Origin of the sequence: Actinopolyspora mortivallis DSM 44261 (assembly GCF_000384035.1) — a bacterium.
In the GTDB taxonomy this organism is placed as follows: domain Bacteria; phylum Actinomycetota; class Actinomycetes; order Mycobacteriales; family Pseudonocardiaceae; genus Actinopolyspora; species Actinopolyspora mortivallis.
On sequence record NZ_KB913024.1, the window covers coordinates 1603767 to 1619998 of the forward strand.

The 16232-nt window shown below is 69.2% G+C and carries 16 protein-coding genes; 13 read left to right on the forward strand and 3 right to left on the reverse strand.

Going from position 1 to position 16232, the window contains the following annotated elements:
• Window positions 1-236: 236 nt before the first annotated feature.
• From ACTMO_RS0107755 to ACTMO_RS0107810, 12 genes are all read left to right on the forward strand, one after another.
• The gene (locus ACTMO_RS0107755) at window positions 237-1529 is read left to right on the forward strand and encodes an ATP-binding protein (protein WP_019854112.1); all 1293 of its coding nucleotides are present in this window, start codon (window positions 237-239) and stop codon (window positions 1527-1529) included.
• A complete protein-coding gene (locus ACTMO_RS0107760; protein ID WP_019854113.1) occupies window positions 1526-1951 on the forward strand; it encodes a roadblock/LC7 domain-containing protein in 426 nt (141 codons plus the stop codon). The genes ACTMO_RS0107755 and ACTMO_RS0107760 overlap by 4 nt, the downstream gene beginning before the upstream one ends.
• On the forward strand, window positions 1948-2307 hold the full coding sequence (locus ACTMO_RS0107765; protein ID WP_019854114.1) for a DUF742 domain-containing protein: 360 nt from the start codon (window positions 1948-1950) through the stop codon (window positions 2305-2307). The genes ACTMO_RS0107760 and ACTMO_RS0107765 overlap by 4 nt, the downstream gene beginning before the upstream one ends.
• A complete protein-coding gene (locus ACTMO_RS0107770; RefSeq protein ID WP_026448977.1) occupies window positions 2285-2890 on the forward strand; it encodes a GTP-binding protein in 606 nt (201 codons plus the stop codon). Before ACTMO_RS0107765 ends, ACTMO_RS0107770 begins: the two co-directional genes overlap by 23 nt.
• Window positions 2887-4263 carry a cytochrome P450 family protein gene (locus ACTMO_RS0107775; RefSeq protein ID WP_019854116.1) on the forward strand — a complete coding sequence of 459 codons (1377 nt, stop codon included), beginning with the start codon at window positions 2887-2889 and terminating at the stop codon, window positions 4261-4263. Before ACTMO_RS0107770 ends, ACTMO_RS0107775 begins: the two co-directional genes overlap by 4 nt.
• Window positions 4260-5363: a cytochrome P450 family protein gene (locus ACTMO_RS0107780; protein ID WP_019854117.1), complete on the forward strand. Its 1104-nt coding sequence runs from the start codon at window positions 4260-4262 to the stop codon at window positions 5361-5363. Before ACTMO_RS0107775 ends, ACTMO_RS0107780 begins: the two co-directional genes overlap by 4 nt.
• Before the next feature lie 145 nt (window positions 5364-5508).
• Window positions 5509-6600, forward strand: coding sequence for a sensor histidine kinase (locus ACTMO_RS0107785; RefSeq protein WP_051099044.1), 1092 nt, complete (start codon window positions 5509-5511; stop codon window positions 6598-6600).
• Window positions 6597-7379: a LytR/AlgR family response regulator transcription factor gene (locus ACTMO_RS0107790; RefSeq protein ID WP_026448979.1), complete on the forward strand. Its 783-nt coding sequence runs from the start codon at window positions 6597-6599 to the stop codon at window positions 7377-7379. The genes ACTMO_RS0107785 and ACTMO_RS0107790 overlap by 4 nt, the downstream gene beginning before the upstream one ends.
• Window positions 7376-7726 carry a hypothetical protein gene (locus ACTMO_RS0107795; RefSeq protein WP_019854120.1) on the forward strand — a complete coding sequence of 117 codons (351 nt, stop codon included), beginning with the start codon at window positions 7376-7378 and terminating at the stop codon, window positions 7724-7726. Before ACTMO_RS0107790 ends, ACTMO_RS0107795 begins: the two co-directional genes overlap by 4 nt.
• Window positions 7723-9402, forward strand: a complete 1680-nt coding sequence (locus ACTMO_RS0107800) for a sodium/solute symporter (RefSeq protein ID WP_019854121.1) — start codon at window positions 7723-7725, stop codon at window positions 9400-9402. Before ACTMO_RS0107795 ends, ACTMO_RS0107800 begins: the two co-directional genes overlap by 4 nt.
• A 182-nt stretch (window positions 9403-9584) precedes the next feature.
• On the forward strand, window positions 9585-9929 hold the full coding sequence (locus ACTMO_RS0107805) for a DUF485 domain-containing protein (protein ID WP_033401802.1): 345 nt from the start codon (window positions 9585-9587) through the stop codon (window positions 9927-9929).
• On the forward strand, window positions 9926-11542 hold the full coding sequence (locus tag ACTMO_RS0107810; protein WP_019854123.1) for a solute symporter family protein: 1617 nt from the start codon (window positions 9926-9928) through the stop codon (window positions 11540-11542). The genes ACTMO_RS0107805 and ACTMO_RS0107810 overlap by 4 nt, the downstream gene beginning before the upstream one ends.
• Window positions 11543-11685: 143 nt before the next feature.
• On the opposite strand, the gene ACTMO_RS0107815 is transcribed toward ACTMO_RS0107810, so the two are convergent.
• The 3 genes from ACTMO_RS0107815 to ACTMO_RS0107825 all read right to left on the reverse strand — a co-directional run bounded on the left by ACTMO_RS0107815 (window position 11686) and on the right by ACTMO_RS0107825 (window position 14906).
• Complete coding sequence (locus ACTMO_RS0107815) at window positions 11686-12567, reverse strand: intradiol ring-cleavage dioxygenase (RefSeq protein WP_033401804.1); 882 nt, start codon at window positions 12565-12567, stop codon at window positions 11686-11688.
• A gap of 110 nt (window positions 12568-12677) precedes the next feature.
• Window positions 12678-13613: a helix-turn-helix domain-containing protein gene (locus tag ACTMO_RS21965; RefSeq protein WP_019854125.1), complete on the reverse strand. Its 936-nt coding sequence runs from the start codon at window positions 13611-13613 to the stop codon at window positions 12678-12680.
• Between the two features lie 81 nt (window positions 13614-13694).
• Window positions 13695-14906 carry a cobalamin-independent methionine synthase II family protein gene (locus tag ACTMO_RS0107825; protein ID WP_019854126.1) on the reverse strand — a complete coding sequence of 404 codons (1212 nt, stop codon included), beginning with the start codon at window positions 14904-14906 and terminating at the stop codon, window positions 13695-13697.
• Between the two features lie 276 nt (window positions 14907-15182).
• On the opposite strand from ACTMO_RS0107825, the gene ACTMO_RS0107830 reads away from it, so the two are divergent.
• Window positions 15183-16205: a VIT1/CCC1 transporter family protein gene (locus tag ACTMO_RS0107830; protein WP_019854127.1), complete on the forward strand. Its 1023-nt coding sequence runs from the start codon at window positions 15183-15185 to the stop codon at window positions 16203-16205.
• Window positions 16206-16232 lie beyond the last annotated feature (27 nt).

Consider the following 16232-nt stretch of genomic DNA (forward strand, 5'->3'; position numbering starts at 1 on the left):
TCCGGCGACAGTCGGGGTGGACGGCCACCGCGCCGAAGCGTGTGGGCGAGTGCGTACGATCTTGACTGCGGCGCTCCCACCGGACAGGAGTCGTGCCGGGCCGTTCTTCCCCGCCCGCGCGGAGGAGCGGAGTCTGCTGTGGGCGCTGGCCCCGGCGGGATGTCGCCTTCGTGGCCGTCATCGCGCATGATGCCCGCACGTTCGTTCACGAGGAACGCATGACACAACAACACCCAATGTTTCCGAGCCCCCAGCGTGCCGCCAGGGGGGCGGTGGTTCGTTCGGCCGTAGGCGCAGGCCTGGCCGCGCTGGTGGTGACCGGGGCGGTCACCGTACTGCGCCAGCGTAACCGCATCGCGGAGCTGCTCAGACAGCTCGACAACCACGAAGCCGAGCTCGAACACCTGCGGACCAAACGGCTGCCCGCCCTGGCCGAGTCCCTCAACGGGGGGACACACGTCCGTGTTCCCGGGCCGCTGGGCGGTGGTGACGAGAACGGTGCCGCGGAGTCGTTGGAGGCGCTCGTGGGCGGCATCGAGGAAGTGGTGCGGCTGACCAGGGAGCACGTCGAACAGGCTTCGCGGAGGACCCTCACCGGGGTGCTGGACACCGTGCGCGGACTCGCCGCCGAGCAGCACATGGCGGTCTCGGAGATGCAGCACCGCCACGACGACGCGGACGTGCTCGCCGACCTGTACACCATCGACCACGCGGGATCCCAACTGAGCAGGAGATTACGCGGGTTCGCCGTGCTGTTCGGGGCGTGGATCGGACAGCAGCGTTCGGCGACCCTGCTCCAGGAGGTACTGCGCGGGGCCCAGTCGCAGATCAGGGACTACCAACGCGTCACGGTCAGTCCGCACTGTCCGCGGTCGCTGGGCTGTGGTCCCGAGGAACTCGGGGTGGTCACCCGCGCGGTGGAACCGCTGGTGCTCGTGGTCGCCGAGCTGTTGGACAACGCCACGCGCTACTCGCCGCCCTACGCGCAGGTGTGGGTGGGGGTGCAGCCCGCGCACAACGGGGTCGCCGTGACGGTCGAGGACGCCGGGGTGGGGATGCCGCTGGAGGAACAGCGTCGTGCGGCCCGACTGCTGTCGAACGAGCGGGTTCCCCTGGACGAGATCGGTGACCCGCCCCGGGTGGGGTTCGCGGTGATCGGGCTGCTGGCCGCCCGGTACGGCCTGCGGGTGTCCGTGGACTCCCCCTCCAGCTACGGCGGGGTGCGTGCGGTCGTCTTCGTTCCCAACGAACTACTCACCCGCCTGGACTCCGAGGAGTCCGAGCCGGAGGAGACCCGGCAACCGGCGAGCACGGTGACGGCCTCCGGAGCGGGGAGCAACGGGACGGAAACGACCTCCAGTGGTCTGCCGAAGCGCGGTGGGCGGAAGCGGAACGCCGCCGCGAGACCGGCGCCGGCGGCTGCCCCGGACAGTTCCGGCAGCGCCGTGGGACTGGCCGCCTGGCAGCAGGCCACCGAAGCGAACAGCCCCGGCCGGGGGAACGACGACGGGGAGGACGGCGAAGCATGAACACGAACACGGTTCGGCGGCCTGAACTGCGGTGGATGCTCGACGACGTGCTGCTGCCGGAGGTGCGCAGCGCAGTGGTGCTGGCCCGGGACGGACTGGTCATCACGGCGACCGGTGAGATCGACGAGGCGGACGCGGACCGGTTCGCCGCCTGCCTGGCCTCGTTACGCGCCGCTTCGGCCGCCTCCGCGGAGTTCTGCACGGACGGTTCCACCTCCGAGTCAGCGTGGAACCAGACCCTCGTGGAGCTGAGCACGGGATACGTTTTCCTGATCGCCGCCGGTCCGCACGCCTACCTGGGTGTCTCCACGACCAAACAGGTGGACATGGGGCCGGCCACTCAGCGCTTCCACGCGGTGGTGCAGAAACTGGGCGCCGAACTCGGAACGATTCCCAGGTCCGGGGACAGTGAACGCTCATGAGCCCACCCCGGCGACGGGACCGGGAGGCGTTGGTACGCCCCTATCTGATCACCGGCGGCCGGGCTCACCCGACGGTGGGATCGCTCGGCATCACCACACTCGTGCGGGCGGCCCCGGAGACCGAGTCGCTCGGACTGGGGCCGGAACACCGACGTGTGGTGCGGCTGTGTTCCGGCGGAGCGCTCTCGGTCGCCGAAATCGCCGCCCGTCTCGAACTGCCCGCCAGCGTGACCAGAGTGATCGTGGCGGATCTGCTCGACGAGAACCGGTTGCAGGTCCTGTCCAGTGGACGCGAGCAGGCGCCGGACCGGGAACTGCTGCAGGAGGTGCTTGATGGGCTCAGAGCCCTCCGATGAGGTGTACCTGGCCCCCACGGTCCGCACCGCCGTCAAGGTGCTGGTGCTGGGGCCCTTCGCGGTGGGCAAGAGCACCTTCGTCGGCACCCTGTCCGAGATCCCGCCGCTGTACACGGAGGAGACCATCACCCGGACGGGTGCCGTGGCCGACGATCCGCACGGGATCTCCGGAAAGACGACCACCACCGTGGCGCTGGACTTCGGGCGTCGCACCCTCAACGACCGGCTCGTGCTCTACATGTTCGGCACCCCGGGACAGCGTCGTTTCCTGTCTCTGTGGGAGGACCTCGCCTACGGCTCCCTCGGGGCGCTCGTGCTGGCCGACATCGCCAGGATCGAGGAGTCCTTCGAGATCATAGGCGTCCTCGAGGAACGGGGACTGCCCTACGCGGTGGCCATCAACGACTTCCGCAACGCGGAGATGCCTCCCGACGAGGAACTACGCGAGGCTTTCGACCTCCTTCCGGAGGTTCCCCTCGTCACCTGCGACGCTCGGGAGAGGGACTCGGCGGCGCGGGCGATGATCTCACTGGTCGAACACGTGCTTTCCGTTTGTCCACAACAGTCCCAGGAGTCCGCATGACCCGATCTGACGACTCCGCCGCACCGGTGTGTCCGATGCGGCGAACTCCGCTGCACGACCGTACTTTCGCCGACGACCCGGACGGGGTGTACGAGAGCCTGCGCGCCGAGGGGCCGCTGGCGGACGTGGAGCTGGCCCCCGGTGTTCCGGCGACGCTCGTGCTGGACTACGACACCGCGCTCTCCGTGCTGCGGGACCCGGCCCGTTTCCCCAAGGACTCCCGCGTGTGGCAACGGACCGTCCCCCAGGACAGCCCCGTGGTGGCGATGATGATGTACCGGGACAACGTGCTGTTCCAGGACGGTCCCGAGCACGACAGACTGCGTGAGGCGATCACCGACGCCCTGGGCAGGGTGGACTCCTTCACCCTGCGTCGGTACGTGCGTCAGAGTGCGGAGAGTCTTATCCGGGACTTCGCCCCGAAGGGTGAGGCCGACCTGCTCAACGACTACGCGCGGATACTCCCGTTGCTGGTGCTGACCAAGCTCTTCGGCAGCCCTCCCGAGATCACCTCGCGCATGGTCGACGCGATCACGGCGCTGTGGGACGGGGTGGACACCGAACAGGCCAACCTGGAACTGGGGAGCTGCGTCGCCGAGGTGGTGGCGCTGCGCCGCGAACACCCCGCGGCGGACGTGACCACGTGGCTGTTGGAGCACGAGGCGGGACTGGACGACGAGGAGATGATCCAGCAGCTCGTGGTGCTCATGGGCGCCGGGGCCGAACCGATGCAGAACCTGGTGGCCAACGCGCTGCGGCTGTGGCTGTCCGACGAACGGTTCGCCGGCAACCTCTCGGGCGGCAGACTGCCGGTGGAGGACGCCATCGACGAGGTGCTGTGGCAGCAGCCCCCGCTGGCCAACTACGCCATCACCTTCCCACCCCAGGACGTGGAGCTGGCGGGACGGGTGTTGCCGGCGCACCGGCCCGTGGTGATCGGGATCGCCGCCGCGAACAACGATCCGGCGCTGTGCTCGGCGCGGCGGGACGGCAACCGGGCCCATCTCGCGTGGAGCGCGGGGGCGCACACCTGTCCGGCCCGTGGGACCGCCCGCATGATCGCCTCTGTCGCGATGGAGACGGTTTTGGATACCTTGCCCGATATGGACCTGGCCGTGCCCGTGGAGCGGCTGGAGTGGAGAACGGGCCCGTTCCATCGAGCTCTGACCGCGCTTCCGGTGCACTTTCCGCCGGTCCCGGTACCCGACCGTGACGAGGAAGCGACTGGAGGCAGTGACTCGTGGAGCACTCTTCCTGCCCGTACACAATGGACCCGACAGGGCGTGACGTCCACGCGGAGGCGACGTTCCTCCGCGAACGTGGACCGGCTGCCCGGGTGGAACTCCCTGGTGGAGTGGTTGCGTGGGCGGTGACCGACCACCGTCGATTACGTGAGCTGCTCTCCGACAGCAGAGTGTCCAAGGACCCCACCCAGCACTGGCCGAGTTGGATCGACGGCTCGATCCCCCAGGACTGGGCGTTGGCCGGCTGGGTGGGGGTGCGCAACATGTTCACCGCGCACGGCCAGCGGCACCGCCGACTCCGCTCGCTGGTCTCCTCCGCCTTCACCCCACGCCGAGTGACCGCGTTGTACCCCGACGTCCGGGAGATCACCGAGGAGCTGCTCGACGAGCTGGCCGACATCCCGCCCGGTGCCGAGGTGGACTTGCGGGAGAACTTCGCCTATCCGTTACCGATCTCGGTGATCTGCCGGCTGTTCGGGGTTCCCGACCGGATGCGTCCGGGATTGCGGCGGGTCGTCGACGGCGTCTTCGACACCTCGGCCACCCCGGAACAGGTGCGGGCCACCCAGCACGAACTGTACGAACTGCTCGGTGAACTCGTGGCCGACAAACGCGCGGCACCCGCCGACGACCTGACCAGCGTCCTGCTGGCCGCCCGCGACGAGCAGGACGGCAGGCTGGACGAGCGGGAACTGGTCGACACGTTGATCCTGCTCATCGGCGCGGGACACGAAACCACGGTCAACCTGCTCGATCACGCCGTGGTCGCGTTGCTGAGCCATCCCGAGCAGCTGGAGCTCGTGCGAGCGGGGGAGTACTCCTGGGACCGGGTGGTCACCGAAACCCTGCGCTGGCAGCCCCCGCTGGCCAACGTGCCGCTGCGTTACGCGGTCGAGGACATCGAGCTCGACGACGGGGTGGTCATCGGACGGGGTGAACCCATCCTCGCCGGTTACGCGGGCGCCTGCCGGGACCCACGGCGCTACGACAGTCCGGACTCCTTCGACATCACCCGAGACGACAACGATGACCACCTGGCCTTCGGCCACGGGGCGCACTACTGCCTCGGTGCCTCGCTGGCCCGGCTGGAAGCCAAGACCGCGCTGCCCGCCTTCTTCGCGCGTTTCCCCGAGGTCCGGCTGACGGTTCCCGCCGCGGAGATCCCTCCGGCGGGAGGGTTCATCGCGAACGGGCACCGGCGGCTTCCCGCCGTGTTACGGGAGGAGTGAACCCACGAACAACGTTCCCGTCCGCTCGTCGGGCTCGCGGGAACGACGCGGTTCGCCGGTACGGAGTTCGGTGGAGATCCCTACGGCACCCGGCCCGTCACGGACTACCATCCGGCGGGCCGTATCGACAGCGAGGGGAGCTTTCATGCCCGTATCCGCCGGTCGTGTGATCACCTCCGAGCCGGGCGGTTCCGGTCGGGAACGTCTCGCTCCGATGGAGGCGGTACGGATCGCACGCAAGGTCACCGACAACCTCCGGGACGGGCTCACCGGACCGAGGGCCCAGGCCGCTGTGCGCGCGTTACGTCGCCTGCTCCGGGCCGACGCGGTGGCGCTGGCGGACTTGTCCGGGCGCATGGAACAGGCCGGTCGGATGAGCGGCGCCGACGAGGCTGTGGGCGCGGTGGGCGAGGTGTTGCGCACCGAGAACAGGCGGGGGAGACCGCCGCTGGTGGCCGTGCCGCTCCGCCCGGAGGAGGAGCTGGCCGGGGTGTTGGTGGTCCGCGGCGAGGTACGGATGTCCGAGGTCCGACACGCCGCGGAGTGGGTGGAGGACTCGCTGGAACGGGCCAGGCTGGAGTGCTCGGCCGAGCAGGCGGCCCGTTCCGAACTGCGGGCACTGCGCGCCGAGATCTCGCCGCACTTCGTGTACAACGCGTTGACCGTGATCGGTTCACTGGTCCGTTCCGACCCGGATCGCTCCCACGAGCTCATGCTCGATTTCGCCGAGTTCATCCGGTACGGCCTGGCTCGGGACAGGGAGTACACCACGGTCTCCGACGAGTTCCACGCCGTGGAGACCTATCTGGCGTTGCAGCGGGCCGTGCTCGGACAGCGGCTGCGGGTGCGCATCAGAGTCGCCCCCGACGTGCTCGCCGTGCCGCTGCCGTACCTCGTGCTGCAACCGCTGGTCGAGAACGCGGTGCGACACGGCGTGGAGCCCGCCTTCGGGGCTGATCCACGGCGTACCGGCCTCGTGCAGGTCTCCGGGGAGGCAGCGGAGGGCGACCTGGTGGCCGTGGTGGAGGACGACGGGGCGGGGATGGACCCGGCCCTGGCGGAGAGGATCCTGTCCGGAGACACCAGGGGCAACGGTCTCGGTCTGAGTAATGTGGACCGTCGGCTCCGTGCCGCCTACGGATCGTGGTACGGGTTGGTCCTCGAGACGGCGGAAGGGGCCGGTACACGGGTGACCGTGCGGATCCCCCTGTCCCAACCGGGAGTGGTGCCGCGATGAGACGAGGTCTGCGCGTGCTGGCCGTGGACGACGTGCGACCGGCTCTCGACGAGCTGTGCCGACTGCTGCGAACCTCCCCCAGAGTGGCGGGGACCCTCGGCGCGGGGGAGGCGTTGGAGGCCCTGCGACTGATCCAGGGCGACCGGTTCGACGCGGTGTTCCTGGACATCTCGATGCCGGGCCTGGACGGGATCGAACTGGGATCGTTGCTGGCCAGGCTCGACTCTCCACCGGCCATCGTTTTCGTGACCGCCTACGACGATTACGCCGTGACGGCCTACGACATCGGTGCCGTGGACTATCTGCTCAAACCGGTGCGCCAGGAACGTCTCTCCGCGGCCCTGGAGAAGGTGACCAGGATGGCCACCACGAACGGGCGGGGTGCTGGGGAAGCGGAACCCACCCCCGAGGCCATGGCGGCCCTGCCGGTGGAGAGCGCCGGGCGGACCAGGTACGTACGGCGCGGTGAGGTGTGCTTCGTCTCCGCCGACGGAGACTACGTACGACTGCACACCCTCTCGGGCGAGCACGTGGTGCGGATGCCCATATCGCGGCTCGAGGAGTACTGGCAGGACCACGGTTTCCACCGCGTGCATCGCAGTTACCTCCTCGCGTTGGCAGCGGTGCGGGAACTGCGCAGCGATTCGACGGGAGGGCTCGTCGCCCACACCGAGGTCGGCGACGTCCCGGTCAGCAGGAGACACGCGCGGCAGCTGCGGGAACTGCTGCTACGGCACGCCCAGCGCACCGAGAGCGGAGGTGACGGGCGGATCCGATGAGCGGTGGCAGAAGAACGGTGGTGATGAGCCCGCAGACCAGGCTGGCCCGGTCACGGCCCACGCCCGGCAGACGGTGGCGGAAGCCCCCGCTGGAGGTGCACGAGTTGGAACGGGCCGGAAGACTGTATCGGGCCCAGCGTCGTCACGCCGTGGGCACGGTGGGCCTGCTGGTCGTGCTGGTGTTCGGTCTCCCGCCGCTGCTGGGGCTGTTCGCCGCGGCGGGCCAGCTCCGGCTGTTCGGGGTTCCGTTCTCCTGGGTGGCGCTGGTTCTGGTGCCCTTCCCCGGGATGGTGCTGTTGGCGTGGTGCCAGTCGCGTCGGGCGGAGTCGCTGGAGAGACGTCGATGACGGCCCTGCTCGCGGTGTCTCCCGTGGTGCTGCTGACCCTGTTCGTCGGGCTCCGGGGGATCTCGGCGACGCGGACCACCTCGGAGTTCCTGGTCGCCTCGCGGGGGATCACTCCGTTGGTCAACGCGGCGGCCGTGTCGGGGGAGTACCTCTCGGCCGCCTCGTTCCTCGGAGTCGCGGGCATGATGGTCCGGGACGGGGTGGGAGCCCTGTGGTATCCGGTGGGATTCACCGCCGGCTACGTGGCGATGCTGAGCCTGGTCGCCGCGCCGATGCGCCGCTCCGGGGCCCTGACGGTGCCCGACTTCGCCGAGACGCGGTTGGGGTCTCCGGCGCTGCGCAGGCTGAGCGCGGTGGTGGTGCTGGTGATCGCGGTGCTCTACCTGGTTCCCCAGTTCCGCACGGCGGGGCTGGTGCTCAGTGTGGTCGGGGACGTCAGTTACTGGGTGGGCGTGGTGATCGCCGGAGGGGTGATCAGTACGACCCTGGCGCTGGGGGGAATGCGTGCGGCCACCTACGTGCAGGCCTTCCAGTTCTGCCTGAAACTGGTGCTGTTCGCCGTGCCCGCGATCTGGTTGGTGGTGACGGTGGGCGCACAGACCCGCCAGGAGGCGGTCGACCCAGCGGAGTTCACCAGGTTCGAGGAACGGACCAGAGTGGAGTTCCGGGTCGGGGCGACCCTGCGGGTGCGACGACCGACCGAGGTGCGTTCCCCCGAAGGCAACGCTCGGGTCCTGCGGGCGGGGGAGCACCACGTCGAGGCGGGTCAGGTGCTGGTCTTCCCGGAGGGAGCGGAGGTCCCCGCCGTGCCCGGAGCCGCTCCTCCCGGAGGGGAGCACTGGGGAAGGCCGCTGCTCAACGTCGCCGATGCCGGACATCCCCTGTTCGGAACGTGGGCGGTACTGGTGGCGACCGTGTGCGGCACCATGGGACTGCCGCACGTGCTGGTTCGTTTCCACACCAGCCCGGACGGGAGGGCGGCCCGGCGTACCGCCGCGCTGACCGTGGTGTTGCTGAGCCTGTTCTACCTGTTCCCCGGCGTCTACGGAGCGCTGGGCAGAGTGCTGCTTCCCGAGCTCTACCTGTCCGGGGGCACCGACACCGTGGTGGTGGCCCTGCCGACGCAGGTGGACACCGGCTGGTCGGCAACCCTGTTCACCGTGTTGTTGACCGGCGGTGCCTTCGCCGCGTTCCTGGCGACCTCGCTGGGCCTGCTGCTGGTGGTTTCGGGGGCGCTGTCGCACGATCTCCTGCCCGGCGGGGTGACCCGGTTGCGGGGAACCGCGCCGCTCGCGGCGGCCGTGACGGTACTGCTGGCCCTGCCCGCGGTGTTTCTGGACACCAACATTCTGGTCACCTGGGCGTTCACGATCGCGGCCGCGACCTTCTGTCCGTTGCTGGTACTGGGTATCTGGTGGTCCGAACTCACCGTCGCGGGTGCGGTGAGTGGGATGTCGGTGGGGCTGGTCGGGTCCTCCGCGGGCATGGCGGTTACTCTGTTCGGGCCACCGTTGGACGGCTGGAAAGCGGTGTTGACCGCGCAGCCGGCGCCGTGGGTGGTGCCGTTGTCGTTCGTCACCATGCTGCTCGTCTCGGCCCACACTCGCGCCCCCGGCTGGGCGAGGACCGAGATGCTGCGGCTGCACCTGGACGAACCCGCCGCGCCGGCACGCTAGCCCGGTTCCCGCGGACGTCGGCTGTTCCCCGAACGGGACGGTGGCACGTCCGTCCTGTCCGGACGACCGTTCGTCCACCGCTCGTCGCGCTTGATCGTCCGTCGGGCCCACGGTTCTCCCCGAGACGGACGGCGCCTCCTTAACGTGTCGTGCATCACCCGTTCGTGTCAGGAGGCACCTTCGTGACAACCGATGAGTTCGAACAACGTGCTCCGGCGCCGGAGCAGTGGGCCCGGGCCCACTCCAGCGCGGAGTTCGTCGCGCTGCGGCGTCGTCTGCGCGGCTTCGTCTTTCCGGTGGCGGTCCTGTTCCTCGCCTGGTACCTGCTGTACGTACTGCTGGCCGACTATGCCCACGGATTCATGTCCATCCAACTGTTCGGCAACATCAACGTCGGACTCGTGCTGGGACTGTTGCAGTTCGTCTCCACCTTCGGCATCACCGCGCTCTACGTGCGTTTCGCCAACCGGCGACTCGATCCGCTGGCCGGCAAGGTCCGCACCGAGCTCGAAGGAGAGGAAGAATGATCCGGCTGGCACAGGACGCGGGGCTGGAAGGCAGCAACCCCGCCATCAACATCAGCATCTTCGCGGCTTTCGTGGTGGTGACGCTCGTGGTGGTGCTCCGGGCGAGCCGCACCACCAAGACCGCCTCGGACTACTACGCGGCGGGCAGGGCCTTCTCCGGGCCGCAGAACGGTATCGCCATCTCGGGCGACTACCTTTCGGCTGCCTCCTTCCTCGGCATCGTGGGGGCGATAGCGCTCTACGGCTACGACGGGTTCCTCTACTCCATCGGCTTTCTGGTGGCCTGGTTGGTCGCGTTGCTGCTCGTCGCCGAGCTGCTGCGCAACACCGGGAAATTCACCATGGGTGACGTGCTGGCCTTCCGGATGAGGCAGCGCCCGGTCCGCGCGGCCGCGGCCACCTCGACGCTGGCGGTCAGCTTCTTCTACCTGCTCGCGCAGATGGCCGGAGCCGGAGTGCTCGTCTCCCTGCTGCTGGGGATCGGCAGCGCCGTGGGCCAGAGCGTGGTCATCGCGATCGTGGGCGTCATCATGATCGTCTACGTGCTGGTGGGCGGGATGAAGGGCACCACGTGGGTGCAGATCATCAAGGCCGCGTTGCTGATAGCGGGTGCCGCCGCGATGACCCTGTGGGTGCTGGCCCGGTACGGTTTCGACTTCTCCGCGCTGTTGCAGGGGGCCGTCGACAAGGCCGGCGCCGACGGTCAACGGTTGCTCGAACCGGGAGCCAAGTACGGGACCTCGGAGATCAGCAAACTCGACTTCCTGTCCCTGGGAGTCGCCCTGGTGCTGGGCACGGCGGGGCTGCCGCACGTGCTCATGCGCTTCTACACCGTGCCCACCTCGCGGGAGGCGCGTCGTTCCGTGGTGTGGGCGATTTTCCTGATCGGGTTGTTCTACCTGTTCTCCCTGGTGCTCGGCTACGGTGCGGCGGCGATCGTGGGGCCCGAGACCATCGGCGACGCTCCGGGGGCCTCCAACTCGGCAGCGCCGCTGCTGGCCCAGGCGTTGGGCGGGCCGGTGCTGCTCGGCTTCATCTCGGCGGTGGCCTTCGCCACCATCCTCGCCGTGGTGGCCGGGTTGACCATCACGGCCTCCGCCTCCTTCGCCCACGACATCTACGCCAACGTGATCAAGAAGGGCGAGGCGGAGGACAAACAGGCCGAGGTGCGGGTCGCCCGGATCACGGCCGCGGTGATCGGGGCTCTCGCCATCATCGGAGGGATCCTCGCGCGCAACCAGAACGTGGCCTTCCTGGTCTCCCTGGCGTTCGCGGTGGCGGCCTCGGCGAACCTGCCCACGCTGCTGTACTCGCTGTTCTGGAGGCGGTTCAACACCGCCGGTGCGCTGTGCAGCATCTACGGAGGACTGGCCGTGGCCGTGGTGCTCATCGTGTTCTCACCGGCGGTCTCCGGCAGCGAGAGCGCGATGCTGAGCGGGGTGGACTTCCACTGGTTCCCCCTGGAGAACCCGGGACTGGTCTCCATCCCGGCCTCGTTCCTGCTCGGTTGGCTCGGGACGCTGCTGTCCAGTGAGCACAACGAGGCCAAGTACATGGAGATGGAGGTGCGCTCGCTCACCGGGGCGGGTGCGGAGAAGGCCTCGACGCACTGAGGACGTGACACCGTGACGGGGTGGGGCGCTCGTCGGACTCGACCCCACCCCGTTCGTCCCCCGAGGACGGGTTCGCCTTCCGGGGACGGCATCGTTTCGGGGAACGGCGCGGACGTGGGCCGAACCGCGGCCGTTCCCCGTTTTCAGCGGGCGCGTTCCGGCATCCCTTCCGGGGGCGGGGTGGCGGTGGGGTCGATTCCCAGCACCACCCGCGCCCGTGTCGTCCCCGGAGGAAACGGGGGAGGAGCCGGTTCGAGGTCGAGCAGGGTCATCGGTCCCTCGTCCCCACTGTCGTAGAGCAGGTCCCGCTCGTTGGTGGTTCTCGGGACGGTGTTGCCCGAGTACGGCCACAGGCGGGCGAGGTGGGAGTTGAAGGACTCGGGAAAGTAGAGCTGCCCCGTGTGCGAGGTGTGCCCGCCCTCCCACACGCCGTCCGAACGGTGTCCACCGGTGATCGTCTTGACGTGGATGTGGACGGTGCGTCCCTGGTACCAGCCGGGGACGATGCTGCGGAAACTCGCGACACCCTCGGAGTCGGTGAGCCGGACACCGCGTAACCAGGTCGTGTCGTCGGTCGGTGGGGCGTGACCGTCCTCGTCCAGCGGGGGCGTTTCGTCGTTGCCGTAGCCGGTGTAGGAGGAGTAGACGCCCAGCGCGTCGCAGTGCCAGACGTCCACGGCGATGCCCGGCAGCGGGGAGCAGTCGACCGCGTCCACCACGACGATGTCCAACAGCAGCCCCGACCCGCGTCGGTCCTCGGTGATGTCTTCGCGCAGAATGCGGTAGTCCAGGTAGTACGGCCCCTCCATCTGTTCGGGAGCCAGGACGCAGGAGGGGGCGCCTCTGGTAGGTCCGGCGGATTCGGCGTCCGCGGTGACCACGGAACCGGAGCCACCGAGCGCGGCCGCGGCCGTGCCGAGGCCGAGCCCGCCGAACGCGGCCAGGATCCCGCGTCGCGTGGTCTTCGCGCGGGTGGATTCCCGCGGCTTTCGTGGGGAACCGTTCTCGGAGTCCTGTTCGACCATGACCGGCACGGTAGGTGCTCCGCCGCGGGAGTCCCAGCGCGGTGGACCACAAGTTCGCGCAGCCCGCCCCGGAGCGTGCGGACGTGGACGACCGGCTCCCCACGGCCGGGTCAACCGGGACGGAACCAGGTGAGCGGTCCACGGGAGCAACCGCGGACGGCCTCGGCCAGCATCCCCAGCGAGCTGCCCTGCTCCCCGCCTTGTGGTGGGAGGAAGTACCGCTCCACCAGCCTGATCCACAGCTCCTTGGTGGGGGTGAAGTGCAGGTGCCGACCGGGGTGCTGCTCCTGCCACCGGCGGATCGCCTCGATCTTGTGGGTTCCGTGCCCGTGACAGACGAGATGGACGTCGTAGGGCCCGGAAACGTGACGTGCCAGGTCACGCAGGAAGCCGGAGAGTTCCCCGCCCCGCTCCGGGACGTCACGGCGGGACAGGCGTGTCACCAGTTCGGAACGCAGGGCCCGCTGTCCGGAGTCCTCGACGGGAACGAACACTCTGCCCGCCCCGTTCTCGGGATCGGACCGCTCGTCCACGGCCACCGCCATGACCGACTCCGGAGGCGCGACGTACAGGGCGCTCCATCCGGATGGAGTCCGCCGGTGTTCCTCCTCCGCAGGCGGGGGAGTGACGCCTGCCCGCCGCAGGATGCGCACCACGGAGGAGGGGGAGACTCCCGTCCTGGCGGCCAGGGAACGTTTGCTCCACCGCAGACCGTTCGGAGGGCGCTCGGTCAGCGCCGCCTCCAGCACGCTCCGGACCTGTCCCGAGGACAGGGAACGCGGTGCTCCCGAACGCGGGCGGTCCCGGAGCGCGGCCAAACCGCCCTCCAGGAAACGCCGTCGCCATTTGCCCACCGACTGCGCGGAGACTCCCAGTTCCCGGGCGACGGCGGCGTCACTGGAGCCGCGTGCGCAGGCGAGCACGATGTGGCAGCGCAGCACCACCGCCTGCGGTGTGGAGGGAAGGCCGATCCAGCGCACCAGCTCGTTCCGCTCCCGCCGCGACACCGCCAGTGGTTTTCGCGAGCCGAACGAGGTCGTGTTCATGAGACGTCGATACCAGGCAGTCGGTCGCGTGGAAAACCGGGAGGAAGGGCTTCGGGGCACGCCCTCCGCCCCCGTGACGAGTCAGGACCACAGGCGCTCGGTGGCCAGGTCGGCTCCTTGGCGCAGCGCCTCGAGTTTCGCCCAGGCGATCTGGGGGTGCAGCCGTCCTCCCAACCCGCAGTCGGTGGAGGCCAACACGTTCTCCCGCCCGACGCACTCGGCGAATTTGACGATGCGGTCGGCCACGAGCTCGGGGTGCTCGACCACGTTGGTGGCATGACTGACCACTCCGGGAAGCAGCAACTTCCCCTCCGGAAGCGTGACGTCCCGCCACACCTTCCACTCGTGTTCGTGACGGACGTTGCCCGCCTCGAAGGCGTAGGTCCGCACGTCGATCGCCAGCAGCACGTCGACCAGATCCCGCATGGGCAGATCCGTGACGTGGGGGCCGTGCCAACTCCCCCAGCACAGGTGGAAACGGATGCGGTCCTTCGGAAGGCCCCGGATCGCGTGGTTCAGGGCCTCCACCCGGCTCATGGTGAATCGTTTGTAGGCCTCCACCGAGGGTTCCGGGTTGATCTGGTCCCAGTTCTCCGCGATGGCCGGATCGTCCAACTGCAGGATCAGACCGGCGTCGATGATCGCCTTGTACTCCTCCCGCATGGCCTCGGCGCAGGCGTAGAGGAACTCCTCCTCGTCCTCGTAGTACTCGTTTCCGATCCGTGAGCAGCTTCCCGGGCCGATCGACGTCATGAAGCCCTCGTCCACCCCGGACTCGTCCAGGGCTTTCCTGAACCGGGCGATGTCGGTGTGGAGGGCCTCGTACCCCACGTAGGCCAGCGGGCCCCGGCACACCGGAGCCATCGCGGGTCCACCGCTGGTGAACACTCCGGAGGTGGGGTCGGTGTAGGCGTCGGCGAAAAGAGCACGGTCACGTCGGTCACCGAAGCTGCCGAGGGTGATGTCTCCCGCCTTCGAGGGCCGGTGGGTGATGTCGAACAGGGACACGTCCTCCAGTTCCAACCCGCCGAGACGCTGGAACGAGTAGGACCACCAGGCGCCGTAGTCCACTTTCTGGGTCATGGCCTTGCCGAACTCCCCGTCGCCGACGACGTCCAACCCGATGCGACGCTGTCGTTCGACGAGATCCGCGGTCGCCCGTTCCAGACCGTTCCGATAACGCTGTTCGGTGATGGATCCGTCGGCACGGTGCCGGTTGAGTTCGAGAACATCGTCCGGGCGGGGGAGACTGCCCACCTGGGTGGTCAGGATTCGATCGCTGCTGGAGCGCACTGTCGCGTTCCTTTCCTCCGGGTGCCGTGCGGTCAATCTCTCCGTTCCGGGCAGGAAAGGCAAACAACGACGAACACCGCAGCTCATCGCCGCGTGGCCACGGGAGAGCCGCGGGTGCTTCCCGTTCCGGTGTCGACGGATTTGCGGTCCGGACCGCAAGTGAGGTGCACACGGACGGCGGAACCGTCCTGCCGGTGCGAGCATCGGGTCGTGGTCGACAGAGGTGTTTCGGGACGTCGCCGCTCGCGTCGTGCCGAGATCCGGGCGTGGCGCAGGATGCTGGCCGACGAGTTGGCGGAGTCCAGGGTCTACCGCGAACTCGCCGATCGCAGGCAGGGCGTGGAACGCGAGATCCTGCTCGGACTGGCCGAGGCGGAGCAACGTCACGCCGGGCACTGGAGGAAGTTGCTGGGGTCGGAGGCGAAACCACGCCGGGCCACCCTGCGCATGAGGACGTTGGCCCTGTTGGCCCGGCGGTTCGGATGGATTTTCGTACTGGCCCTGGTCCAGCGCGCCGAGAACCGTTCCTCCTACGGCTCCGAGGAGAACGCCACCGCGGCGATGGAGGCAGACGAGCGCGTCCACGGTGAGGTGGTCCGTGGACTGGCGGCGCGCGGCCGTGCCCGCATGTCCGGGACCTTGCGTGCCGCCGTGTTCGGGGTCAACGACGGTCTGGTGAGTAACTTCGCGCTGGTGCTCGGGGTGATCGGCGGCGGAGCCACGACCACGGTGGTGCTGCTGACCGGGCTCTCCGGTTTGTTGGCCGGGGCCCTGTCCATGGCGGCGGGGGAGTACGTCTCGGTCAGTTCCCAGCGCGAACTGCTCGCGGCCGCGCGCCCGGACGAAAGAACCCACGGCTTCGTGGCGTACCTCGACGTGAACGCCAACGAACTGGCCCTGGTGTACCGTGCCCGTGGGCTGTCCGCCGAGGAGGCGGAGCGCAGCGCCGCCGCCGTGTTGCGGAACTCCGCCGGCGGACTGCCCGCCGTGGAGGGGGACGGTTCCGCCGGCGAGGCGGTGGGCAGCGCGGCGGGGGCCGCCTCGTCGAGCTTCGTCGCCTTCGCGGTGGGGGCGTTGTTGCCCGTGGTGCCCTTCCTCCTGGGACTCCACGGGCTCGGTGCCGTGTTCGTGGCCGGTGTCTTGAGCGGAGCGGCGTTGTTGCTCACCGGTGCCGTCGTCGGAGTGCTGTCCGGTGCCGCTCCCTCCTCGCGTGCGCTGCGACAGCTGGCCATCGGTGTGGCGGCGGCGGGCTCCACCTATCTGCTCGGCACCGCTTTCGGGGTGCTCACCGGTGGGTGACTGCCTCCGGCACGGGCCGTCCCCGCC

What these genes read in the sequence shown, in the direction of transcription:
- ACTMO_RS0107800 (WP_019854121.1), top strand. Translation starts at nt 7,723, where the DNA reads ATGACGGCCCTGCTCGCGGTGTCTCCCGTGGTGCTGCTGACCCTGTTC.
- ACTMO_RS0107775 (WP_019854116.1), top strand. Translation starts at nt 2,887, where the DNA reads ATGACCCGATCTGACGACTCCGCCGCACCGGTGTGTCCGATGCGGCGA.
- ACTMO_RS0107755 (WP_019854112.1), top strand. Translation starts at nt 237, where the DNA reads ATGTTTCCGAGCCCCCAGCGTGCCGCCAGGGGGGCGGTGGTTCGTTCG.
- ACTMO_RS0107785 (WP_051099044.1), top strand. Translation starts at nt 5,509, where the DNA reads ATGCCCGTATCCGCCGGTCGTGTGATCACCTCCGAGCCGGGCGGTTCC.
- ACTMO_RS0107760 (WP_019854113.1), top strand. Translation starts at nt 1,526, where the DNA reads ATGAACACGAACACGGTTCGGCGGCCTGAACTGCGGTGGATGCTCGAC.
- ACTMO_RS0107810 (WP_019854123.1), top strand. Translation starts at nt 9,926, where the DNA reads ATGATCCGGCTGGCACAGGACGCGGGGCTGGAAGGCAGCAACCCCGCC.
- ACTMO_RS0107770 (WP_026448977.1), top strand. Translation starts at nt 2,285, where the DNA reads ATGGGCTCAGAGCCCTCCGATGAGGTGTACCTGGCCCCCACGGTCCGC.
- ACTMO_RS0107790 (WP_026448979.1), top strand. Translation starts at nt 6,597, where the DNA reads ATGAGACGAGGTCTGCGCGTGCTGGCCGTGGACGACGTGCGACCGGCT.
- ACTMO_RS0107815 (WP_033401804.1), bottom strand. Translation starts at nt 12,567, where the DNA reads ATGGTCGAACAGGACTCCGAGAACGGTTCCCCACGAAAGCCGCGGGAA.
- ACTMO_RS0107795 (WP_019854120.1), top strand. Translation starts at nt 7,376, where the DNA reads ATGAGCGGTGGCAGAAGAACGGTGGTGATGAGCCCGCAGACCAGGCTG.
- ACTMO_RS0107765 (WP_019854114.1), top strand. Translation starts at nt 1,948, where the DNA reads ATGAGCCCACCCCGGCGACGGGACCGGGAGGCGTTGGTACGCCCCTAT.
- ACTMO_RS0107830 (WP_019854127.1), top strand. Translation starts at nt 15,183, where the DNA reads ATGCTGGCCGACGAGTTGGCGGAGTCCAGGGTCTACCGCGAACTCGCC.
- ACTMO_RS21965 (WP_019854125.1), bottom strand. Translation starts at nt 13,613, where the DNA reads ATGAACACGACCTCGTTCGGCTCGCGAAAACCACTGGCGGTGTCGCGG.